This window comes from Pseudomonas kitaguniensis (genome assembly GCF_049199985.1).
Taxonomy (GTDB): domain Bacteria; phylum Pseudomonadota; class Gammaproteobacteria; order Pseudomonadales; family Pseudomonadaceae; genus Aquipseudomonas; species Aquipseudomonas kitaguniensis.
The window spans coordinates 1-22,574 of record NZ_JBLZPT010000006.1; the positions used below are offsets into that span (position 1 = coordinate 1).

Annotated in this window: 17 protein-coding genes; 1 reads left to right on the top strand and 16 read right to left on the bottom strand. The window is 60.2% G+C overall.

Features of this window, described 5'->3' with window-relative positions; translation table 11 throughout:
* Window positions 1-342: 342 nt before the first annotated feature.
* The 4 genes from ACOZK9_RS10255 to ACOZK9_RS10270 all read right to left on the bottom strand — a co-directional run bounded on the left by ACOZK9_RS10255 (window position 343) and on the right by ACOZK9_RS10270 (window position 2,856).
* On the bottom strand, window positions 343-744 hold the full coding sequence (locus tag ACOZK9_RS10255) for a DUF4440 domain-containing protein (protein ID WP_421555776.1): 402 nt from the start codon (window positions 742-744) through the stop codon (window positions 343-345).
* Window positions 745-1,557, bottom strand: coding sequence for an SDR family oxidoreductase (locus ACOZK9_RS10260; RefSeq protein ID WP_421555777.1), 813 nt, complete (start codon window positions 1,555-1,557; stop codon window positions 745-747). It lies immediately after the preceding gene.
* Between the two features lie 13 nt (window positions 1,558-1,570).
* A complete protein-coding gene (locus ACOZK9_RS10265) occupies window positions 1,571-2,035 on the bottom strand; it encodes a hypothetical protein (RefSeq protein WP_058414242.1) in 465 nt (154 codons plus the stop codon).
* Between the two features lie 272 nt (window positions 2,036-2,307).
* On the bottom strand, window positions 2,308-2,856 hold the full coding sequence (locus tag ACOZK9_RS10270; protein ID WP_421555778.1) for a hypothetical protein: 549 nt from the start codon (window positions 2,854-2,856) through the stop codon (window positions 2,308-2,310).
* Window positions 2,857-2,949: 93 nt separating this feature from the next.
* Here ACOZK9_RS10270 and ACOZK9_RS10275 point away from each other — a divergent pair, with 93 nt between their 5' ends.
* Window positions 2,950-5,940, top strand: coding sequence for a dermonecrotic toxin domain-containing protein (locus ACOZK9_RS10275; protein WP_421555779.1), 2,991 nt, complete (start codon window positions 2,950-2,952; stop codon window positions 5,938-5,940).
* Between the two features lie 50 nt (window positions 5,941-5,990).
* Here ACOZK9_RS10275 and ACOZK9_RS10280 read toward each other — a convergent pair whose 3' ends face one another.
* From ACOZK9_RS10280 to alg8, 12 genes are all read right to left on the bottom strand, one after another.
* Window positions 5,991-6,266, bottom strand: a complete 276-nt coding sequence (locus ACOZK9_RS10280) for a DUF3077 domain-containing protein (protein WP_058414241.1) — start codon at window positions 6,264-6,266, stop codon at window positions 5,991-5,993.
* Between the two features lie 1,178 nt (window positions 6,267-7,444).
* Window positions 7,445-8,896 (bottom strand): mannose-1-phosphate guanylyltransferase/mannose-6-phosphate isomerase, encoded by a 1,452-nt coding sequence (locus ACOZK9_RS10285; protein WP_122250900.1) that lies wholly within the window; start codon window positions 8,894-8,896, stop codon window positions 7,445-7,447.
* 170 nt (window positions 8,897-9,066) lie between these two features.
* Window positions 9,067-9,720 (bottom strand): alginate O-acetyltransferase AlgF, encoded by a 654-nt coding sequence (locus tag ACOZK9_RS10290; protein WP_058412017.1) that lies wholly within the window; start codon window positions 9,718-9,720, stop codon window positions 9,067-9,069.
* 16 nt (window positions 9,721-9,736) lie between these two features.
* Complete coding sequence (locus ACOZK9_RS10295) at window positions 9,737-10,921, bottom strand: alginate O-acetyltransferase (RefSeq protein ID WP_058412016.1); 1,185 nt, start codon at window positions 10,919-10,921, stop codon at window positions 9,737-9,739.
* A 10-nt stretch (window positions 10,922-10,931) separates the two neighbouring features.
* The gene (locus ACOZK9_RS10300) at window positions 10,932-12,464 is read right to left on the bottom strand and encodes an MBOAT family O-acyltransferase (protein WP_421555780.1); all 1,533 of its coding nucleotides are present in this window, start codon (window positions 12,462-12,464) and stop codon (window positions 10,932-10,934) included.
* A gap of 228 nt (window positions 12,465-12,692) precedes the next feature.
* Entirely contained in the window at window positions 12,693-13,802 is a 1,110-nt protein-coding gene (locus ACOZK9_RS10305) for a mannuronate-specific alginate lyase (RefSeq protein ID WP_082648995.1), read from the bottom strand.
* Between the two features lie 8 nt (window positions 13,803-13,810).
* Window positions 13,811-15,259 (bottom strand): alginate O-acetyltransferase, encoded by a 1,449-nt coding sequence (locus ACOZK9_RS10310; protein WP_421555781.1) that lies wholly within the window; start codon window positions 15,257-15,259, stop codon window positions 13,811-13,813.
* 11 nt (window positions 15,260-15,270) lie between these two features.
* On the bottom strand, window positions 15,271-16,860 hold the full coding sequence (algG, locus tag ACOZK9_RS10315; RefSeq protein ID WP_421555782.1) for a mannuronan 5-epimerase AlgG: 1,590 nt from the start codon (window positions 16,858-16,860) through the stop codon (window positions 15,271-15,273).
* Complete coding sequence (locus ACOZK9_RS10320; RefSeq protein WP_421555783.1) at window positions 16,860-18,347, bottom strand: alginate export family protein; 1,488 nt, start codon at window positions 18,345-18,347, stop codon at window positions 16,860-16,862. Before ACOZK9_RS10320 ends, algG begins: the two co-directional genes overlap by 1 nt.
* Window positions 18,344-19,867 (bottom strand): alginate biosynthesis TPR repeat lipoprotein AlgK, encoded by a 1,524-nt coding sequence (algK, locus tag ACOZK9_RS10325; RefSeq protein ID WP_421555784.1) that lies wholly within the window; start codon window positions 19,865-19,867, stop codon window positions 18,344-18,346. The genes ACOZK9_RS10320 and algK overlap by 4 nt, the downstream gene beginning before the upstream one ends.
* Before the next feature lie 8 nt (window positions 19,868-19,875).
* On the bottom strand, window positions 19,876-21,042 hold the full coding sequence (locus ACOZK9_RS10330) for an alginate biosynthesis protein Alg44 (protein WP_058412011.1): 1,167 nt from the start codon (window positions 21,040-21,042) through the stop codon (window positions 19,876-19,878).
* Between the two features lie 35 nt (window positions 21,043-21,077).
* A complete protein-coding gene (gene alg8 / locus ACOZK9_RS10335) occupies window positions 21,078-22,559 on the bottom strand; it encodes a mannuronan synthase (RefSeq protein ID WP_058412010.1) in 1,482 nt (493 codons plus the stop codon).
* Window positions 22,560-22,574 lie beyond the last annotated feature (15 nt).

Consider the following 22,574-nt stretch of genomic DNA (forward strand, 5'->3'; position numbering starts at 1 on the left):
ACACCCTACCCCGACCTACTCGATCTAAACACCCCATATCGTACGCTGCGGGAGTTGTGTTTCTGCGTATTGCGGAGTGTCAGTCACCCAATATTTTGACTGAACCACTGCCATCGGGAGCAAGCCCCCTCCCACAGTTTTTGAGCTGTGTCAGGCTTTGATAAAGGGCTCATGCGCAGTGACGGGCTCATATCGATGCTGTGCCGGAGGTGGTTCTATCGGCAGCAACATTAAACTGTGGGAGGGGAGGCTTGCTCCCGATGGCGGAGTGTCAGTCACCCAATATTTTGACTGAACCACTGCCATCGGGAGCAAGCCCCCTCCCACAGTTTTTGAGCTGTGTCAGGCTTTGATAAAGGTTTCGTGCAGGTGGCGCCAAAGCAGCGCGCCGCTTGCTTGCTTCTCGAACACCACCGTCGCCCGTCGATCCGTTTGCGTGCCGCTGGCATCCACCTGATGCTCGCGGTAAGTCACTGTCGCACCGCGCGCATGCCGGTCGATCCCGGCCATTTCACTCAAGGTGATTTTCAACCCAGGGCGCATGCCGCCGAGGCGGGTGAACAGGGCATTCACCCCCGCCGCATTGACGCGCGTACCGGTGGCGGGCGCTACCATGCTGAACTCGGGGGAGAAACGCGCAAGCAGGTTCTGCAGGGTGCCTTCAGGTGCAACGCCTGCAAACCATTGTTCGATCTCGACGTGGGTCTGGATCACTTCTTCGAAAAAGTCGCTGTATTCGATCATTTATAAACTCCTGTTCAATCCAAAACGTTTCTTCAACACCGTCTCCAGCAGCCCCTTGGGCAACAACGCCGCCAGCAACGGCAACGCGCGGCTGCCATTGCCTGAACGCAACAAGCGCGGCGGCTGCGGCCGTTGTACCGCCTTGAGCACATCGGCGGCGAACACGTTGGCGGCTGTCGGCTTGTCTTGCGAGGCCTGCGAGCGCGCACGGATGCCCTCGCGCAGCGGCCACCACGGCGATGTCTCGTTGATCAACAGTTCAGCCTGCGCGCCGGCATTTTTGGCGAAGCGCGTATCGATCGCCCCCGGTTGCACTTCCATCACGCGCACGCCAAAGGGCGCCAGTTCCATGCGCAGCGCATCGCTCAGCGCGTGCACGGCTGCCTTGGACGCGCAGTACGCGCCGGCGAACGGCGTGACCAGTACGCCGGAGACGCTGCCGATGTTCACCACCAAACCTTTGCTGCGCCGCAGCGCCGGGAACAGCGCTTGGGTGACGCCGACGATGGAAAACACATTGGTGTCGAACTGGCGCTGCATCGCGTCGGTGCCGCCATCGAGCAACGGGCCCATGGCGCCGTAACCGGCGTTGTTGATCAGCACATCCAGCGTGTCGCACTGCTCGGCCAGGCGCTGCAAGGCGCCGGGGTCATTCACATCCAACTGCACGGCGTTAAAGCCGGCGGCGGCCAAGTTGGCGACGTCTTGCGGCTGGCGGGCGCTGGCCCATACGTCGAAGCCTGCGGATTTAAACGCGTCGGCCAGGGCGCGGCCGATGCCGCTGGAGCAACCGGTGATGAGTACGTTGGGCATGGGTCAATCCTTGTCAGTCCGAGAAACTGCCTTGCAGGTGCTCGGCGCGAAATTCCAGGGTTTGCGGGCGGTAGCCGGGGCGCAAAGGCGGTGTGGGCAGGCAGTCTTCCCACGTCGCGCCGGCCTGCAACTCGCCGGGGCCACGATAGCGTGGGGCGGCGTAAACGTTGTCGGCGAGGTTGACGGTATCGCCCGGCGCATAAGCGGCAAGGCGCCAACGCAGTTCGGTCAGGGGCACGTCGTTGCCGTTGTTCAGGGTCAATTTCAGCGGGCGGTCGGCGGGGCATTCCTGCGGCGCGTAGCTGATGCGCAGTTCCAGCCGCGCCAGTTGCGCGGCTTCGCGGTTATCCAGCCACACCACCCAAATGGCCACCAAGCCCAGCCCGACGGCGGCGGCCAGGGAAACCGGCAATGCCCTGGCAGGGTAGCGCAGCAGCAGGATCAACCAGGTGATGATCAGTAGAACGCCGAAGAACATGGAGGCAGCCTCACAAATGGATGAACCATCCTACCCGTCGGCGGGCGAAATTGACTATGCACATGTCTTGGGCGGCAGTGGGCTGACAGCGATTTGGTACTGGAGCTTACATTTGCGGCAGGAACCAGCTCATCTCGAACAGTCACTTATCTGACGAATTACAGGGAATGTAACGACAACGTTCACCACCTCCATGTAAGGCTCAAATTATGTTGGCACCTTCCCAAGCTTCGCTCCGCGCTGTCCCCGTGGGTTCTCGCGATGCCTACTTGTTAGCCGCAGCCGTCGCCGGCGATGATAAAAAAACGCAAGACCCCACACCGCCTTCGCCCGCCTTGACCTTCTCGCCCACTGGCATTCCTGTGCCCACGTCGCCCGGCATACCGGCGGTCACAGTGGAGTACCCGGCCTTGGTGAAGACGTTCAATGTCACCGATCAGGAAGCGCTGGTCACCCAACATGCTTTTAAAACCAGCGACATGCAGCGCTTGCACAATGAGCAACCGCGCTTCGAGAATTTCCTGCGTGAGCAACTGCTGCAAATGTTTGCGGACAAGCCGGGCCTGAAGCCAGAAGATCTGACCTTGCAGCGCAGGGTGAAACTGACTAACGATGGCAGCACCAAGACACTGTCTTCGCAGCCACTGCTGGAGGCGTTGAACCAAAAGGTTGCGGCACTGCTGGCCAATCCTGACAAGCCGCTCGAAGACAACAGCGCGGTGAGTTCCGATATATTCACCGCCAAAACCGCTAACGAGCCGAGCAGCCTGGTGGTAACGAGACTTTCGCTGGACGAGGTTGCCCAACGCATTGTCACGCAATTCCCCAAGAGCCTTGAGGCATTCTGGACCACACCTCGCCCGACGTTGCGAGACCCTGGCGTTCTGGAGTCGCCTCAAAACCTGTTATTGACCTTGCACAAGCAACAACTGTCGACCCTCGCCGCAGTGCGCGTGAGCGATGGAACGCTGAGCGCTGCGAGCAAGCGATTGATCGACGCCGCGTTGCAACACCCCACACTGGCCGAGCGCGAAGCAGCCTTCGCTGATGGTGCACGGCCTGGTGTGTACCCGCTGACTGTGGATGACGGCACAGAGCGGGGCGCATTGCTGGCGGGTAGCTTCCTCCTCACCAGCACCGACGGTTCCCACGCTACGGTGCCCACTTGGCCCAAAGGCCGGGCCCTGCCACTTGATAACGCCAACGGGCCGGTCGTGCTGTATACCCAGGGTTGCGGGTACGAAGAGTTCGCGACCCCTGCGCTCGCCCGCCAGGCGATTGCCCGGCGCCTTGATGAGGGCGGTGCTGGCGCGGATCAACTCCTGCAAACGTTGCCGTTGGCGCTGCAAAACCGGCCCGAACCGCCCTCCGGCAACGATGTGATGCTGAGCGCTGAAGCCTTGAGCGGTGATGTGCTGGCTGAGGCCATACCCTGGATGCTCAAGCGTCAGCAAGAGGAAACCAAGGCGGCATTTGCCCGGTCTGCGACAGACCCAGCGGCATTAAACGCCATCGATGATGCTGCCGACTGGTCGTACCTGCTCAGTGGCGACAATGCCATGGCGGCGCGGGATGAAAAGCTTGCCGATAAGCTGGCGCCGCAATGGCTGAAAAACCTGAGCCCGGCGCAAGATGAGCTGTTTGGTTTTCTGGAACATTGCGAGGCAAGCAGTGCGCGGGTGCTGGCGCCCTTGCTTGAAAAAATCCCGGCGTTGGGCGTCTTTTCTCGGGACCGGATGAATGCAGCCATCCAAACGCTGTACCCCAGCGCGCAGGTGGATGCCGATAAGTTGATGGTGCAGGTGCACACCAGGACCGGTCTTCACAGCGGCGGACAAAGCAGTACGCATACGCGCAGTGTCAAAAACCACCAACTGCCGTTAACGGATCTGGCGCTGAAAAACCCCAGTGAGTTTCCAGCCGTCCAGAATGGCCTGTTCACCCAAGTGACCTTCACATTGCCGCTGACTGACGCCCACGGCAAACCCATCCTGGGCGCCGACGGTGAACAGGTCATCCTGGACTCCGAGCAGCTCAAGGCGATGGTCAATACCGCCGATGTCGGGGGAGGGTATACCCAACTGCTTAAACAGTCGTTGGCGACAGACGCTCAGTCGGGTGCTGCGGGTGAAGTGCGCAAAGCGTGGAAAACCAACCTGAGCGACATGCTCGACAAAGAAGCTTTTTTGGCAGCACTCAACCCGGATACCTATAAGGCAGACGCCACTCAGGACACCAGCAGCAAGCTGGGTGCGCAGTGGGTCGCGGCGGTGCTTGATCATCCTGACCCGGCCGACCGGCCTCAGGTTGACGGAAAAGATATTCTCGCCAATGCCCTTATCCAGCATGGGTTGACGGTTCAGGGCGTCATGGTCATCGGCAATGCAACCGATGCATCGCTGGTGCTGTGCACGCCGGATGCGCCCGACGGTGTGGTTTTTCGCGAAGTGGCGGACATCGGCGGACTGAATGCCTTGATGGATAAAAAAGAGTGGAGGCTCTACACCGCGAGTAGAAAATCACTGGTCAATAAAGATGATGTGGACAAGGCGCGCGCAGCACTTCAGGAGTACGCCCTCGATTTGACGAAGAATCCCGTCCGCACCCTTGATATGTTGATCAAGATGCTTAACTTGACCAGTGATCCCGTCACGCTCAAACCCCTCGACGGCAATGTTCAGGATGAACTGTACAAGCAGAAAGTAGCGTTGGTCATCGACCGGGCGGAGCATCAATCTGTCAGCAGCGCAGAGGTCGCGGCGCAATCGAGAATCAACAAAGTGCTGTTTGGCGTTGAAGTGGCCCTGATTTTTATAGACTTGCTGCCAGTGGTCGGCAAAGGCGCGTCCCTCGGGCTTCGTTTGGGAAAGGCTGGCGTGACGGCCTTGCGCGCCAACGCTCGAGTCCTGCCGCGGCTGATCAGAAGTCCGGGCGGGTTGCGGGCCATCTACTCGAAGTTCACCCTCGCAGCCTCAGGTATTCCCAACGTGAGTGCCGCGCCGTTGCGGCCGGTGGTAAAGAGCCCGGTGGCGCTGGCCGTCCCTTCAGTGATCGGCCCTGCGCCATCGACGGCCGCGAGCCAACACCTCAACCTGGGCGCCTTCGCCGTCTCGGATGACATTATCAAGGGCCGACCTTTGGGGGCAAACGGCACCTATAACGTTGACGGCAACTGGTACGTACGGTTTACCGACAGTACCGAGGTCAGCAGGGTGTATCAGATTGACTCGGCGTTTCACGCACGGGACATGCGCGTCGCTATCGTAGATCCGAATGCACCATTGACGACGCCAAAGCTCTTTAGAATCAAGGCATTTTTGCAGAACGCCGGTAATGGTGAATGGCGATCAAGCCGACTGCCAGGCGGCGCCCCAACCGAGCCGGTGACCGCTCAAGCAACCAAACGGCCGGCGGACCCAACTGGCTCAATCGGCCAACCGGCCTATAAGCGACCGAGAGTGCCTGAAAGTTTTCCGGGTGAAAAAGCGCTGATGGAACCCCCCGTCAAAGGCAAGACGGTTTTTTATCACTACACCGGGGCCAAGCCGCATGCTGCGATCAGTGCCAGCCAGCATCTTGAGTCTTCAAGTTCAAAACTCAACGGTGAAGCTTTACCCCGAGGGCAAGGCAGGCATTATTTTACCGACCTGGCGCCAAAGGATATGCCTACACGGCAAATTTCAGAGACCATTTTCGGGAAACGCAAATACGGTAATGCGCTGGACAAAATGACCCACTACTACGAAGTAAATACCTCGGGGTTAAAGGTCGTCCAAAGTCCCGATAACCCGCATATTTTTTATGTGGACGTGCCGTTTTCCATTCCCTTGACCTATCGGGGTGGCCCTAACGGTGATTTAGTCAAACGCGTCATTTCTCACGGGAAGACGCCGATGAGTTTCTGAAGCCCATCACGCCATCGCAGGCGAGCCGAATCGTTACGCCGATGACTTACTTACTGAGCACAAGACTCTGCCTGCAAGCCATCAATGGACGCTTCAACCAGAGCCAACCCCGTTTCGGCCAAGTGCAGGCTCGCCCAATTCAGGTAGCTCTGATGTTCAGTGCAGAGGTCTTGCGCCGCCAGGGTGAGTACGCGCGCGGTGCCCAGAACATAACTGGCATGCTCAAGGGCATGTTCAATGGGGATGCCGGGTTGTACGCAGAAGAGCGGTTCTTCGCTGCGTTCGCTGAGGCCGAAAGGAGTGGGGCGGGTGGTTGGTTTGGACATTATCTTGCTCCTTGAGAAAAAAGAAGCTGCCTTGAATCGCCGTCAAACGATTGGGTGGCAACTGTGCGCAGGTTGACGGACCGGTCTCAAGGACCCGGCGCACCCGAAGGTGCCCCACGCACAGTCGCCATAACGCTGTGCTGCGGGCACCTGGGTGCACGAGCAAAGAGAAGGGACTATGCATCTTGAGAACAGCGAGGCCGTCAAACCTCATCACGAATGAGTCGTGACAGGCGCGAGGATAGGCAGGATGCGGGCGTGGGTCAATGATGGCGGTTGTGCTTTCGGACGCCATCGGGAGCAAGCCCCCTCCCACAGTTGGACCGGGTGCAGCTTTGAAACAGGGTCAAACCTTGAGGGCTTGCCCCTCCCACAGTTGGACCGGGTATAGCTTTGGAACACGGTCAAACTTTGAGGGCTTGCCCATCCCACAGTTGGACCGGGTATAGCTTTGGAACACGGTCAAACTGTGAGGGCTTGCCCATCCCACAGTTGGACCGGGTGCAGCTTTGGAACAGGGTCAAACTTTGAGGGCTTGCCCCCTCCCACAGTTGGATCTGGTGCAGCTTTGGAACAGGGTCAAACTTTGAGGGCTTGCCCTTCCCACAGTTGGACCGGCTGCAGCTTTGGAACAGGTTCAAACTGTGAGGGCTTGCCCCTCCCACAGTCGGACCGGGTGCAGCTTTGGAACAGGGTCAAACTTTGAGGGCTTGCCCTTCCCACAGTCGGGCCGGGTGCAGCTTTGGAACAGGGTCAAACTTTGAGGGTTTGCCCCCTCCCACAGTTGGACCGGGTGCAGCTTTGGAGCAGGGTCAAACTTTGAGGGCTTGCCCCCTCCCACAGTTGGATCGGGTGCAGCTTTGGAAAAGGGTCAAACTTTGAGGGCTTGCCCTTCCCACAGTTGGACCGGGTATAGCTTTGGAACACGGTCAAACTGTGAGGGCTTGCCCCCTCCCACAGTCGGACCGGGTGCAGCTTTGGAACAGGGTCAAACTTTGAGGGCTTGCCCCTCCCACAGTTGGACCGGGTATAGCTTTGGAACACGGTCAAACTGTGGGAGCGGGCTTGCTCGCGATGAGGCCCTCAAAACCCCTGCAAAACCCAAAAAAAAGCCCCCACCCAGCCCACTGCGGATAGGGGACGCAATGGGCTGAATGAGGGCTTCTTGTCCGACTGCTTTATTGCGCGATAGTTTTCACCGACACGCCACGTTCTATCGGCGTGGAGCGCCCGTAAATATCTTCAAAACGCTCGATGTCGTCTTCGCCCAGGTAGCTGCCCGATTGCACTTCAATGATCTCCAGCGGGATCTTGCCCGGGTTGCGCAGGCGGTGCACCGAGGCGATCGGGATGTAGGTGCTCTGGTTTTCGCAGAGCAGGAACACGTTCTCGTCACAGGTGACTTCGGCAGTGCCGCTGACCACAATCCAGTGCTCGGCGCGGTGGTGGTGCATCTGCAGCGACAGGCACGCGCCCGGTTTGACCGAGATGTGCTTGACCTGGAAACGCCCGCCCATGTCCACCGAGTCGTACGAGCCCCACGGGCGGTAAACTTCGCAGTGGTTCTGGGTTTCGTTGCGGCCCTGCTCGTTGAGGGTCGACACCATCTGCTTGACGCCCTGAACCTTGTCCTTGTGGGCAATCATCATCGCGTCCTTGGTTTCCACCACCACGATGTTGTCCAGGCCGATCACCGACACCAGTTTGCCGTTGCCGTGGATCATGCAATTGCGGCTGTCCTGGATCACCACGTCGCCTTTGCTGACGTTACCGTTGACGTCTTTATCGTTGACCGCCCACAGCGACGCCCAGCAACCGACGTCGCTCCAGCCGGCACTCAGCGGCACCACGCAGGCGCGCTGGGTTTTTTCCATCACGGCGTAGTCGATGGAGTTGTCCGGGCAGCAGGCGAAAGTCGCTTCGTCGAAGGTGATGGTGTCGGCATCCTGCTCGCTGCGTTCCAGGGTCAGTACGCAGGTGTCGTAGATGTCCGGCTCGTGCTTTTTCAGCTCTTCAAGGAAGCGGCTGGCGCGGAACAGGAACATGCCGCTGTTCCAGAAATAGCCGCCGCTTTTGACGAACTCGATGGCGCGTTTTTCATTCGGTTTTTCAACAAACTGCTCAACCCGGCTGACGCCTTCGGGCAGCAGCGAATCGTTGCTCGACTTGATGTAGCCGTAACCGGTTTCAGGGCGGGTCGCCGGCACGCCGAACAGCACCATTTCGCCACGCTCGGCCGCTACAGTGGCCAGCGCCAGTGCGCGTTGCAGGGCTTTCTGGTCGTCCAGCACGTGGTCGGCAGGCAGCACCAACATCAGTTCGTCGCGGCCTTCGTTAACCAGCATCATCGCGGTCAGGGCCACGGCCGGCGCAGTGTTGCGGCCGAATGGTTCCATCAGGATGCGCTGGGCTTCGAGCTTGCGGGCGCTCAGTTGCTCGTTGACGATAAAGCGGTGGTCCTTGTTGCATACCACGATTGGGGTGTCCATGCCTTCGAACACCAGGCGCTCCAGGGTTTGCTGGAACAGCGTGTGCTCGCCGGTCAGGGCCAGGAATTGCTTCGGGAACTGTTTACGCGAAAGCGGCCAAAGACGTGAGCCACTACCACCGGAAAGGATTACTGGGATCATGTGTTTCTCCTTGAAACGATATGGGTCAGAGCTACGAAGGTTTGTCGTTTCACTCTTGTATTTGTCTCGGTCCTTGTGGGAGCTGGCTTGCCTGCGATGCAGGCGACTCGGTCTGTCAGTGACACCGAGGTGATGCCATCGCGAGCAAGCCCACTCCCACAGGGAAATAATCAGCGGGTCGACACGGGGCGTTTTACCCAGACTGGCGAGATGCTCGAACCCGAGCCGGTCACATACAGCACCGCCGCTTCACCACGTTCCAACGCAACCGGCTTCACATCGCCGACTTTCTTGTCACCGTCGTACAACGCCAGGCTTACTTTCACCGGGTTGATTTCGCGTTCGCCACGGCCTTTGGCAGCCACGGATTTGACCACGTCGGTTTTGCCGTCGGCGGTTTTCAGGGTCAGCGCCTTGTCACTCAGGTTTTGCACGCGCACCAGGGATTTTTGCTTGTTCTTGAACGGCGGTTCTTCGATCAACTGTGGCTGGCCACTGCCGTTATTCACCAGCGTGTAGTAATGGTCGGCGGCGAGTTTGACCGGCACGGTCTGGCTGCCCAGCTTGGCGCTGTAGTCACCGCCCGGCATAAAACTGAAGTCGCTGCTGGCCAACGGCGCCACTTCGCTCAGGTTGGTGCTGCCAACGGTGGCGCTGACTTCCTGGTTGCTGGCGTTGTACACGCGCACGAAGCTTGAGCCTTTGGGGGCGACAGGGCCGTACAGGGCGGCGTCGCCGGCGAAGGCGGACATTGAAGCAACGCTGATACCGGCAGCCAGGGCCAGAGTCTTGGCGAGACGACGAGGAGTTGTAGTGAAAGTCATGTGAGTTACCTCTCTTTCAGTTTTGCGCCCGGTCGGGCGTCTCGGATTTTTGCTGGTTAACTGGGGTGTTGCTTGCCATGTTCTGGTGACGTGAACCGGCTTGTTTAAGCTGTGCAACCCACTGCGGGTCGGCGTCGCCGATTTCGTTGTTCACCGGCAGATAACGTTCAGGAAACTCCCAGATCAGCACCTGTGGCGGGCTGTTCTTGAAGTCGTCGCTGTTCAGGTAACTGAGCATCGGCAGGATCGGCCCGTGGCCGTCTTCGGAGTAGTTGATAACGTCGCTGTGCAAGGCTTGCTTGAGCGCGCCGACGAAGTTCCAGTTGGGGTTGGCGCTGTAACTGGTGCCCACCAGTGCCACCGGGGTTTCGCTGTCGCTGAACAGCGCGTCGTCGCCTTTGTTTTCGGCCAGGTGCGTGACGCGTTTTTGCAGCGGTTCTTTGGGCGGCATCAGGTTTTCAAACAGCGGGTCCAGCGGCAGGAACAACCGCAGGTCGCCCTTGTGTGGCTCGGTTTTCTCGGCTTCGGTGACGAAGCGCTGCGGCGCGCCGCTGAGCGGGGTTTTGTCGGCAATGGTTTTAGCCAACTGCTTGGCGGCGATTTCGGCGCCGTCCGGCGTCCAGTGGGTGTCGGTGCGCAGGAACACTTGCGTGCCGCCCAGCTTGGCCTGTTGCAACGGGCCGAGCAGGTCGGGGGCGATGATCTTGTCGGCCGCCACGCGGGCATGGAAGTCCTGGTACAGGTTGGCGTGGATGCTCGCCGGTTTTACTTCGCCCAAGTGCTCCGGGTACAGGCGCACCTTGGCCGGCACAATCGCCATCACCAGTTGAATACCTTTGGCCTTGAGCGTCTGGCGCACGCCTTCGACCAGCGCGTAATTGCCCTCAAGGTTCTGGTCTTCATTGACGGCGGGGTTGAACTCCTCGTCGCTGTACAACCAGTGATCGCGGCCCAGCACCACGCCGGCGCGGCCTTCATTGAACAGCTTGTAGTCCAGCGCGGCCCAGAGGTTGGTGCCCAGGCGTTTGATCGGGAACGCGTCGTCGTAGTGCGTCTCGACGGCTTTGCTCCAGCGCCCGTTGAGCACCGTCGCGTCGGCGTTGGTGCTGAAACCCATGAAGCTGCGCAGCGACCAGGCGCCCAGCGCCAACAGCACCAGCATGAACAGGCTGACATAGAGCACGCGTAATGAACGAGTCATGGCAGGCCCCTCAGAATTGGAAGTAAAGGAACGGCGAGAAACTCTGCGCCGACAGTTTCAGAATCGAGGCCACGAACAGCAGCAGCACCGCCGCGCGCATCGCGTAGCGTGGCCAGTCAGCCGCCCAGTAGGCCGGTTGCACGGTGGCGTCTGTGCCCACCGTGAAACCTGGCTGATGGATGCTGCCGGGGTTGTCGCCCGGCACGGCCTTGATCAGGCTCGGGTCGGCCGGCTTGGCTTTTTCCGCTGGGCGATGGGTGTAGAAATCGCGCAGGCCGAAGAACCCCAATGTGGCGTACGCCACCACCAGGGTCGCGACTTGCAGGCCGGTGAGGTTGGCGCGGTTGAGTTCCGACAGCGACCACTCGCCAAAGCTGAACATCGCGCCGTACATGCGGCCGGCGACGTGCAGGTTTTCGGAGCGGAAGATTACCCAGCCCATCACCACCAGCAGGAAGGTGAAGGCCCAGCGCACCACGTTGAAGCTGCGCGGCGCGGTGTTCAGGCCGATGGCTTTTTCAATCGCCAGCCACATGCCGTGCCAGGCACCCCAGACGATGTAGGTGATGTTCGCACCGTGCCACAAGCCGCCGAGCAGCATGGTCAGGAACAGGTTGCGGTAAGTGGTGAGCGTGCCTTTACGGTTGCCGCCCAGCGTGATGTACAGGTAGTCCCGCAACCAGGTCGACAGGCTGATGTGCCAGCGGCGCCAGAACTCGGTGATCGACTGGCTGATGTACGGCTGTTTGAAGTTTTCCATGAAACGAAAACCCATCATCAAGCCCAAACCGATGGCCATGTCGCTGTAGCCGGAGAAGTCGAAGTAGAGCTGCGCGGTATACGCCAGCGCGCCGAGCCAGGCGTCACCGGTGGTGGGGTTTTGCAGGGCAAAGCAGTGGTCGGCGACCACCGCCAGGGTGTCGGCGATAAATACCTTCTTGATGAAACCCTGCATGAACCGCGTGCAGCCCTCGGAGAACTTGTCGAGGGTGTGCGTGCGGTTGTTGAACTGGTCGGCCAGGTCACGAAAGCGCAACACGGGGCCTGCGATCAAGTGCGGGAAAATCGCCACGAACGCCGCAAAGTCGATGAGGTTGCGGGTGGCCGGGGTGTCGCCGCGGTACACGTCGATGATGTAGCTGATGGACTCGAAGATGTAGAACGAGATACCGATCGGCAACAGCACGTGGGTGAGAATAAACGGCTCAAGGCCTGCCGACTTCATCATCAGGTTGATGCTGTCGACGCCGAAGTTGGCGTACTTGAAGTAGCCGAGGATGCACAGGTCGACCGCAACGCCCAGCAGCAGCCAGCGCTGCGCCGGCTTGGTGCGCACGCCGGCCGCACCGACCTTGAGGCCGATCCAGTAATTCCACAGCGTGACGGCGGCGAACAGCGCCAAAAAGTCCACTCGCCACCAGGCGTAGAACACGTAGCTGGCAATCAGCAGCAGCAGGTTGCGATAGCGTTGCCCGCTTAAATAGTACAAGCCGAGAAAGATCGGCAAGAACAAAAACAGGAACACATTGGACGAGAAAACCATCCCGATCTCTCCATGTTTAACCAACAGTCAAGGGCCGCAGCCCCCCCAAACCCCCCCACGATTTCGCGGGAGGGCGGTACAACATTTCCACTGACAAAACCGCTTCAAACGGTGGGAGGTGGCTTGCTCCCGATAGCGGTGTGGCATTCAACACAGCGGGCGACTGTTACACCGCTATCGGGAGCAAGCCCCCTCCCACATTTGAACCCGGTTTCGTCCGCTGGATTTTCAGCTGCCTTTGTTGCCCTTCTCGTGCGTCGGGTCGTAGACCTTGGTCAGGTCACCCCCAAGCCGGAAGGTCTTGAACGGTTGCATCGCGTGCTTGCGTTCGATCACGTCCGGGGCGCAGGTGTAGAGGGTGCAGAAGGGTTCCAGCCAGGCAAATTTCATGTCTTGCTTGAGGTCCTTCATGTCCTGCTCTTTGCCGTTCTTCTGCTCGAAAATTTCCGGGTCTTTCACCCCGGCCAGCACTTTTTCGCCGAGGCGTTTGAGCGCGCTGTTGTTTTCCTGGCGTAAATCAACACCGTTGACCAGCGCGAAACTGGCGATCATCGACAGCGGCGGCAGGGCGTAGTTGTGGTACGACAAAGCGCGTTGCTGACGCTTCAATTCGTTCGGCAAAAAGCCCTGGGCGTCGACCTGGTTGGCGCCGACCTTGTATTCCTTCACCGCCCAGTCAAACAGGTCGCGGCGGTTGGTGGCGACGGACGTGGCCATCACCGACCAGGCGGCCCAGTAAGAGTGGTTGTTGGTTTTTTCCAGCGGCAGGTTGTCCCAGTCGCTGACCACCTGATCCGCCATTTTGCTGAACCAGCCCTCGATCAACTGCGACTCCTGCTGGTGGTTGGCCAACGGGTGGGAGTCGGAGAACTTCAGGCGTACATAGGCCGAGGCCATGCTGCCCAAGGCCCATTTGCGCATGGACTTGCCGGTGTGGTTGAAGTCTTTGGACATCAACGCATCCGCCTTGGCCCAACTGGTCAGCCAGTTCAAGGTGCATTCCAGCTGCTCCGGGCGGCCGTCGCGCATGAACTGCATCACGCGCTTGCTGGTGTCTTTTTCCAGCGTAGTGATGTCGGCGGTGCTGTCGCGAAAGGCTTTTTCGGATTGCACGTTCAGGGTCGAGCGCGCCTTGTCGGAGCCTTCGTACTTGCTGCGAAATTGCAGCGAGCCGGTGTAGGGTGCGGGCATGGCGCCGCAGTCATTCTTGAAATCACCGGTCTTGAACGCCTCGATCGGGGCCATATAGCCCTGTGGCGGACGCAGTGGGGCGGCGGCGTTAACGGAGCCGGCGAAGATCGCCATGCCCAGCAGCGTTGGAATCAATAACTTCTGCATAGGTAACCTCATTGCCCAAGTTGAGCGGTCTGTTGACCACGGCTCGGGAATACGTTGCGTGTGCAAATTTTCGCTTCAACCTTCTGCGCGGCCTGGCCCGCTTCCGGGCCTTGCACTTCCACGGCCAGCAAGTTCTGCGAGGCCCAGTCTTCATCAGTGCGCAGTTCGAAGGCGAAACGCCCGTCTGTATCGGATGTTTCGGGTTTTTCGATTTTGATGTCCTCGTGGCGACCGTTCATGTACCAGAGGGTGGCTTGCAGGGTTTTCACCGACGGGTCGGCGAAGCGGATGTCTACCTGGTGACTGCTGTTACGCAGGTCTTTGTTCGAACTGTTAACCAGCAATTCGTTCTTGCCGGGTTTAAGCGTGGTGCTGGCGCTCATCTGCGCGGTTTTGCCTTCGCAGCCGTTGTCGAGCAGCGACATCATCTGGCGGTAGATGGTCTCTTGGTCGAGGCGGTACAGCGGCGAGAATTCCCAAATCAGAATTTTCGGCGGGCTTTTCTGGAACTCCTCGCTGCCCAGGTACTGGATCATCGAGCCCTCAAGGCCACCGCCAGGGAAGGCCACGTTGAGGATGTCGGCACCGATTTCCTGTTCAAGAAAGCCGGCGAAGTTGTAGTTCTTGCCGCTGTGGCTGGTCCCGACCAAGGTGATCTGCGGGTTGCCCGTATCACCGAACAGGTCGCCATCACCGGCCTCGCCCTTGGGCTCGGTGGTGAACTGGTCCATGTACTGGATGGCGTAGCTGGTGCCGCAGAGTTGCCCGGCCATGTTGTGCAGGGTGCCGGTCTTGCCCATGCGCCCGGAGCGTTTGGTTTCGAACTCACGTTGGGGGATGTCGGCGAATTCAGGCATCGCACGCACTTTGGCGCCGACGATTTTTGCCGTGCGCTGGGCGCCGTAGGGTGTCCAGTGTTGGTCGCCACGGAAGTAAAAATCGTGCGCGGGCAATTCGTCCGGCAGTTGCTCGTTGGTCAACGGCGAGAGGTCCGGCACCACGTAGCCCATCTTGGCGAAACGCCCGAGCATGGTCTTGTAGTTGCCCAGCGCCTTGTCGAAATCGAACGAGGCTTTTTCTTCCGGGTCGAGCTTGTTGCGGTTCACCAGGCCACGGGTCGGCTGGTAGACCACGACCAATTCGACACCCTTGGCCTTGAACGCATCGTGCAGTTGTTGCATGCGCTTGTAGCCGGCGGGGCTGGTGTCGAATTCGGTGCGCAAGTCTTCTTGGGTACGGAACAGCCAATCGCCCTGCGCTTGCACCAGCGTGGTGAAGTTCTGCTGGTAACGCGTGGTGTAGTTCTTTGCGTCGTGCGCTGCGGGGCACAGGCTGCAGCACGGTTCGGCGCTGAAGGTCGGCGCCTTCACATCGTCAGCGCGTACGCCTTGGCTGGCCGCCAGCAGGCCGAGGGTCAAGCCCGAAAGGCTGAGCAGTTTGATCATGTGTGGGTGCATAAGGGTCATCCTCAGTCCTGCATTTCGGTCTGGCGTTCGACAGGGTCGATCAGCACGGCTTTCTGCTGGCGCACCAGCAGGTCGAGAATTTCTTCCTGGCGATCACCAAGAACGCCGGAGAAGCTGATGCCGCTGGTTTTGCTCGGCGCCAGCATCGACACGCGGTACAGCTCGATGCTCAGCGGCGAATCAATCGACAGCGGCCCGCTGCCGTTACCCGCCAGCTCACCGCCGACCACGATCAGCGACACCTTGGCGTCGAACGGGTCGAGCGCGATGTCGCGGTCGGTGTCGGTCAAGTCTTTGATGTGGCCGTACACGCCGGTCAAGCCGTTGGCCATCGAGGTGTTTTCGTACAGGCGAATGTTCACGCTGTTACGCACCCGAATGCCGTGGCGACGGTTGGCGATCACCTTGTTGCCCCACAGCAAGTTGTCACCGCTCTCATAGAGCGTGATTCCGTCGGTGTGGTTGCGGTAGAACTCGTTGTCGACGACGAGGTTATTCACGCTGTTACGGTCGAGTACCAGGCCCGAGAGCTTGTTGTCGTAGCTGCGGTTGTTGAAGATGAAACTGTCGTTCACCTCCCGGGAAATGATGATGCCGTGCTTCTTTTTCGTGCCGTACACGGTGTTGTCCGCGATGATCAGGCCGTGCGAACGGTCGTGCGGGTCAATGCCGTAGACGATATTGTCTTTGTAGGTGTTGCCCTTGAGCACAAAGCCTGTGGTCTCGTAGCAGTAGAAGCCGTACCACATGTCCGAGAACTCGGAATCAATGATCCAGCCGGTCGGCTCGGCTCGTTTGAGCACCTTGGCCATGTTCGGCGTGTACTGGGAGATACTCACCCCGTACGACTTGCTGTTGGCGTAGCCGAAGCTGGCCATTTTGGTCTTGGAAATGTAGGTCTCGGTGCCGCCCCAGGCCAACAGGAACGGGCGAAATTCCTTGGGCGACTGGAAGGTCGCCGGGCCGTTGGTTTTTTCGTTCCAGCCGGTGATTTTGGTGTCACGCACAAACAACTGGCCGTCGTTGATCAGGAACGCGCCGGCTTGCTGGGACAGGCGCAGCTCTTGGGTCTTGTTGTCGATGTCGAGGATGCCTTTGCGCCCGACCACGATCGGCAACTTGGCCAAAAACACCCCCGGCGAGGTTTCGCTGAGGTACTGCTTGGGCACTTTGCCGAGCAGGTCCTTGAGGTTCAGGTAGCCGTCGTCGACGAAGATCGCCTGGGGAATGCCGTGCTGGCGCACCACCCATTCGGCCATCTTGTTGTCGCCGCCGATAAAGTCCTTGAGCGCGTCTTCCTGCATCATGCGGCGCAGGCTGACTTTGCCCACTTTGGTGCGCACTATCTTCTTTTCCATCGCTGCCGCGGTGTAGCCCGACAGGTCCGGCAGGGTTGGCTTGGCCATTTCCAGGGGCGCCGTCGGCGGGCTGGAAATGGTGTAGGTCTTGGCCTGTTGCAGCTCTTTGGCAATGGTCGGCGCCTTCACCGCCGCACCGTCGGCAAAGGCCGAAGTGCTGGCCAGCAGCATCGCCGCGACCAGCAGGCTGACCGAGCCTTTGAGGGCTTGAGGGTTCATCGCGCAGGCTCCCATCAGAATTTCCAGACCACGTCGACAAACGCGCGGTGCATGTAGGAGTCGACGCCGCTGCCATACGCATCGCCCGGCTTGAACACGCCGGCACGCAAGCGCACCAGCGCCGACGGTTCGTCGACCGACTGGCTGAGCGCGGCCGGCAGCAGGCCTTTTTTGAAGTACTTGGTGACGACCAGGTCCATCTCTTGGCCCAAGTCTTTTTTGCCGTCTTCAAGCGGCAAAGACGTGCTGGAGAGGATCGCGCCGGTCACGTCATCGGTGTTGTTTTGCACCGCGTCCACACCGTTGCTGCCCACCGGCTTGTTGCCGTCCACGCGCCAGAACTTGTGGTACACCAGGCTTGCGTCATAGTCCTCGCGCAACTGCCAGGACCCGAACAGGCTCATCGACTGCATGTTGTTCATTTCGCCGCGAAACGCTTCGCCGAAGCGGTGCACGCGCGATTGCGTGCCGGTCCAGTTCGAACGGTTGCTTTGCAGGCCGTTCTGCTCATATTCGGCGCTGGCGCGTGAATAGGCCGCGCCGACTTGCCACTGCGGGTCGAGGCGCAAGCGCACGCCTAGGTCGGTGGCCCAGCCACTCACATCATCGCTGCGCTTGGCGTTTGTCGGGCGGCTGCCGTCGGCGTTCAAGGCGTTGACCGTGTCGCGGTCGCCGCGCATGCCGGTGACGCTGGCCCAGTAGTTAACGGTATTGGTGTTGCGCCAGTTATAGGCGTCGCTGTTGGCTTCGATGCCGAGCCATGTCAGGTCGCCGTTTTCGCGCTTGTCCAACGGGTCACTGGCCACGCCCGGTTCGGCATAGTCGAGCTTGCCGTCGTCATGCGTGTGGTGGCCGCGCACGCCGACCCAGTTGCCCGGCGCCCACTGGTAAGCGGCGTCTGCGTAGACGTGCTGACGGTCTTTATCGACCGGCGACAGTTCTTTGAGGTCGGTGCGGTATTCGCTGAAACGCTCGGCCGCGCCGACATTCGCCTTGAGCAGCGTGGTGTCGAAGGTCCAGTTGAGCGCTTCGATATTGGTGTCGCGCCATTGGCCGTCGTCGTTGCGCAGGCGTTGGCGACCCAGTTTGAGGATTTCGCCGGGGTAGGGCGTGAAGCCGCTGTAGCCAACCCAGAACTCGCGCAGGGCCAAGTAGTTTTTCTTGGTTTTGCGGTCGTCGTTGCTCGATTGCTCGGTGCTGTCATCGGAGGACTGTTGCAGGGTGTCGGTCTCGATGATGTCGCTGGAGGCTACCGCCTGGCCCATCGCGTAGGCGCTCCACGCACCGCTTTCGCCGTAGACCCACGGGCGCAGGTCGAGGCCGATGCCGTTAACGTCGCCGCCTTTTTGCGTGCCGAGGTCGCGGTCATCTTCGGACTGCCCGGTGATTTTTACGTCGACGCCGAAGTTCTTGGTTTCGGTCAGCGCAGCCAGGGTCGGGCACGACCACAGCAGGGCAAAGGTCAGGCCGATACCGGCCTTGACGAATGGGTTGAGCTTCATAGGGATTCCTCGCCGTCTTCTTCTTGCAGGGCATGCAGTTGCAGCGTGTTCTGGGCCAGGCTGCCGCGCGCGGCCAGTTCCTGTTGCACCAGGCGTTGGCCTTCGGCGCGTTGCTCAGGCGTCAGCGGGGCTTCGAGTTGCGTGGCCAGTTCATTCGCCTCTGGCGTGTCCTGGGCTTTAGCCAATTGGCTAAAGACATAGGCGTTCAATGGGTTGGGCTGGGTGCCCTTGCCTTGGGAAAACAACTGCGCGATGGCGAAGTCGGCGCTGTTCTGGCCGTTGCGTGCAGCGGTCAGCAAGTGGTCGAGGGCTTTTTGCGAATAGACCTTGCCCAAGTAGCCACGGCGGTAGATCTGGCCGAGGTAATAATCGGCGGCGACTTCTTTGCCCACGGCTTTTTCGAAATGCGCTTCGGCCGCCTTGGCATCTGCCGGTACCCACTTGCCTTCGAAGTAGAGTTTGCCCAGCACCAGTTCGGCGCGCGGCTGGTCGGCGGCGCGGCCGTTGTCCAGGTACTTCATCATCTGGTCGACGTCGCCCAGTTCCGGGAAGTCGTAGAGCAGTTGCGCCAGGCTGACCCAGGACGCCGGGTAGCCAGGGGCGATTTTTTCGAGCAGCGCCTGCGCGGTTTTTTCGTCGGTTTTGCCCAAGCTGGCATCCCCCAATACACGCGCCACGCTGTCGACGCGTTGTGCGGTGACGGTGCCACGGCTGTAGCCGGCTTCCATCTGCTTGAGCAGTTCGGCTTGTTTTTCCGGCTCGGCTTTTTTCTGGTAGACCGTGGCCAGCTCGACGTAGCAGATGTCGGTGCTGTTCAGCGCGGCCTTGCAGATGCGCTCCACGTCATCCAGGTGCTGGTCGTAGGTGCCCTGAGTGCGATAGAGCAGCACTTGGGCCAGACCGGCTTCCGGGTAACCCGCTGCCTGCCATTGACTGATTTGCTGCTGGGCATTCACGTTCGGGAAGCTGTGCGGGTATTGCAGGTAGAGCATTGCCAGCGGGATCAGGGTATTGCCTTCGCCATTGGCAAAAGCTTTTTTCAGCAAGCCTTCGGCTTCGTGCTGCTCGGCCTCGGTGGCGCCCGGTTTGGCCACCAACAGACGGCCCAGGCGTGCCTGTGCACGCGGCGAAGTATCGGCGGCCGCGCGGTAAGTGGCTTCGGCCTGCTTGATCTGCGCCGGGTCGCGGGTGCCTACCTGAATGTCGGCGAGGCCGACTTGGGCCTCGCTGTAGCCGAGGTTGGCGAGCTGCTGGTAATTCTGCTGCGCGGTCACCGTGTCGCCACGCTTCAAGGCTTCATTGGCCAGGCGCTGGTCGGGCAGGCCGGCGCAACCGGCGAGGCTGACGGCCAAGGCCAGCGCGCAGTACGCCGCGGCGAAGTGCGAGCGGCTCCGTGTGGGCGCTGGCTTGCCTGCGATGGCGTCCCCTCGGTGCATCTGAAAAACCGGGTCGCCTGCATCGCGGGCAAGCCCGGCTCCCACAGGGGGCAGTGCTATGGTTGAAATAGGGTTCACAGGCATGTCCTCGCTTACAGACCGTGAGCCATGGCTTTGTTGATCAGCCAGTTCAGGGACGGGCCACGGTCGCTGGTGACTTCTACCGGGCGACCGGCGTAGGTGCTGTCCAGCGGCGCATCGGGCTTGATCTGCACACGGATGTCGGAAGACAAGTCGGCGCTGTTCAGGCTGGTGCTGCTGACGATGGTGCCGGTGCGGGTCTGTTCTTCGTCGGCCACCTGGAAGTTAACCTGCGTGCCGGGGCGCACGTCGCCGAACTGGCGATAGGTGAAGCGTGCTTCAACCGTGGCCTGGCTGCCGCGGGGCACCAGTTGGAAGATCGCATCGCCCTTGCTGGCGTACTGGCCGTCGGCGACCAATTGTTGAGCGACCACGCAATCGCACGGCGAGGTCAGGGTGCCGGTCATTTGCTTGCCGAACAGTTCTTCAACCTTGGCCGGTTGCAGTTGGTCTTCGTCCAGATGGCCCTTGAGCACATCGAGCATGCTGGTGCTGAACGTGGCGAGTGGCGCGCCTTTGGCCGCTACCGAGTCACCTTTGAGCAGGCTTTGCACGGTGCCGTCGCGCGGCATGGTCACGTTTATGCCGGGTACGCTGACCAGGCCCGCCTGGGCGTGGCTGACGAAGTACATGCCGTACACCGATTTGAACACGAAACCGAACGCCGCCAGGCCCACCAAAAAGATCGCCAGGCTGAAGGTCACGGCGCGCAGGCGCCCGAACGCGGTCATGCCGCTGCCGCCATCCTTGACCTTGCGCGCCTTGGTGAAGTTGTCACGTTGCAGGGTGGCGAGCACGTCGCCCATCGACACGATGTCACCCGACAAGTGCGAGGTGATCAAGTGGCGCAGGGTCGAGATGTCTTGCTGTTCGAGGTTCTGGAACTGGCAGCCGGTGCGGCCGTCCTGGCGGTTGTAGGAGCGAATTTGCAGCTCTACGTCCATCGCCAGGCCGAGGTTATCGATGACGAATTGCAGGCGGCCCTTGTGCACTTCACCCACGGTCAACGGCTGGGTGGCGGTGAACGCCAGGCCGCCGGCGGAGAGGTCGATGACCCGCGCTTCGGTCGCTTTGCCGTCATTGCCGAAAAAGCGCAACTTGGCGGGGATTTTGACCCGCGCATGTTGGCGCTGGGCTTCGGATTCGTGGACTACGTTGGCGTTTACTTGGCTGTTCATCAGGGCATTCCTTAAGTTAATTCAGGCTTGGCAGGTCAGACCATCATCAGCAACACGGCAACAAAAATGCTGCCGGCGGAGAAGGTCATGGTCCGAGACGACCAGGTGTTGAACCAACGTTGAAAGCTGGCCAAATCGCGGGTCAGTTTGGTGTCCTGGCGGGTCCAGGACTGTTGATCAAGGCGGAAGAACACGTAGATTTTCACCAGTGCGCCCATGATCTGGTTGTAATACAGAATCACCGGGTACGCCGGGCCGATCGTGTGGCCGGAACACGACAGCAACAGGGTCAGAATCAGGCGGGTGATGCCGATCCACAGCAGGTACGCGAGGATGAAGGCGCCGCCGTATTTGAAGGTGGCGATGATCGCCACGGTCAGGCCGAGCAGCGAGGTCCACATCGACACGCGCTGGTCGAACAGCACGATGCTGGTGAACACACCGAGGCGGCGAACACCCAGGCCGAGGGCGCGGGAGTTCTGGCGCAGGTTGTTGCCGTACCAGCGAAACATCAGTTTGCGGCTGGCCTTGATAAAGCTCTTTTCCGGCGGGTGTTCCACAGTGTTGATCGCGGCGTCCGGCACGTAGAAAGTGTCGTAGCCGAGGCGCATCAAGCTGAACCAGCTGGACTTGTCATCGCCGGTCAAAAACTTGAAGCGGCCCAGGCGCCAGTGTTGCAGCGAGTCGCTTTCCACGTCGGCGATAAAACCCGGGTCGGTGACCACGCTGGCACGGAACACCGACATGCGCCCGGTCATGGTCAGCACGCGTTTGGACAAGGCCATGGAGCACATGTTGATGTGGCGTTGGGCGAAGCGCAGCTTGTGCCATTCGCTCATGATGTAGCCGCCGCGCACTTCGCAGAACTCGTTGGTGGTCAGGCCGCCGACATTGCCGAACAGCTGGAACCACGGCACGGTTTTGCGCACCACGCCTTCGGCGAGCACGGTATCGCCGTCGATCACCGCAACCACCGCGCGGTCATCCGGCAGGTGGCGGGAGATGGCACGGAAACCGAAAGCCAGGCCATCGCGCTTGCCGGTGCCGGCGATACGCACGAAGTCGAGCTTCACGTGTTCCGGCGGGTTCATGCGTTCCCACAAGCTCTTCACCAGCAGCTCATCGGACATTTCCACCAGCGAGCAGACCACGGTGGTGGGGAAGCCGCATTCGATGGCTTCGCGAATCACCGAGCTGTAGACCTGCGCGGTGGTCAACGCATCAATCCTGAAGCTGGTGACCATCAGGAACACATGCGAGGGGTCGGCGGCCTTGCCCAGCTTGCGCACTTTGCGCCGCAAGTGGGGGTAGACCACGTACAGGAACAGCATGCCGCGAAAGAAGTGCGTAGCACCCATCGAGTAGCGCCAGATACCCACGGCGCCAATCAGGAAGATAAAATTCTTCGACTCGGCGTCGAACGTACTCGCCGGCAACAGCAAGGCGAGTCCCATCAGCAGGCTCAAAAACAATAGCCAGCCTGCCGACTGTAAAAGTAGGTGTTTTAACTTGGACATGAGCGTCATCCGAAG

Coding starts and splice junctions, on each gene's coding strand:
- ACOZK9_RS10255 (WP_421555776.1), bottom strand. CDS start 744: ATGATCGAATACAGCGACTTTTTCGAAGAAGTGATCCAGACCCACGTC.
- ACOZK9_RS10260 (WP_421555777.1), bottom strand. CDS start 1,557: ATGCCCAACGTACTCATCACCGGTTGCTCCAGCGGCATCGGCCGCGCC.
- ACOZK9_RS10265 (WP_058414242.1), bottom strand. CDS start 2,035: ATGTTCTTCGGCGTTCTACTGATCATCACCTGGTTGATCCTGCTGCTG.
- ACOZK9_RS10280 (WP_058414241.1), bottom strand. CDS start 6,266: ATGTCCAAACCAACCACCCGCCCCACTCCTTTCGGCCTCAGCGAACGC.
- ACOZK9_RS10285 (WP_122250900.1), bottom strand. CDS start 8,896: ATGATCCCAGTAATCCTTTCCGGTGGTAGTGGCTCACGTCTTTGGCCG.
- ACOZK9_RS10290 (WP_058412017.1), bottom strand. CDS start 9,720: ATGACTTTCACTACAACTCCTCGTCGTCTCGCCAAGACTCTGGCCCTG.
- ACOZK9_RS10295 (WP_058412016.1), bottom strand. CDS start 10,921: ATGACTCGTTCATTACGCGTGCTCTATGTCAGCCTGTTCATGCTGGTG.
- ACOZK9_RS10300 (WP_421555780.1), bottom strand. CDS start 12,464: ATGGTTTTCTCGTCCAATGTGTTCCTGTTTTTGTTCTTGCCGATCTTT.
- ACOZK9_RS10305 (WP_082648995.1), bottom strand. CDS start 13,802: ATGCAGAAGTTATTGATTCCAACGCTGCTGGGCATGGCGATCTTCGCC.
- ACOZK9_RS10310 (WP_421555781.1), bottom strand. CDS start 15,259: ATGCACCCACACATGATCAAACTGCTCAGCCTTTCGGGCTTGACCCTC.
- algG (WP_421555782.1), bottom strand. CDS start 16,860: ATGGGAGCCTGCGCGATGAACCCTCAAGCCCTCAAAGGCTCGGTCAGC.
- ACOZK9_RS10320 (WP_421555783.1), bottom strand. CDS start 18,347: ATGAAGCTCAACCCATTCGTCAAGGCCGGTATCGGCCTGACCTTTGCC.
- algK (WP_421555784.1), bottom strand. CDS start 19,867: ATGCCTGTGAACCCTATTTCAACCATAGCACTGCCCCCTGTGGGAGCC.
- ACOZK9_RS10330 (WP_058412011.1), bottom strand. CDS start 21,042: ATGAACAGCCAAGTAAACGCCAACGTAGTCCACGAATCCGAAGCCCAG.
- alg8 (WP_058412010.1), bottom strand. CDS start 22,559: ATGTCCAAGTTAAAACACCTACTTTTACAGTCGGCAGGCTGGCTATTG.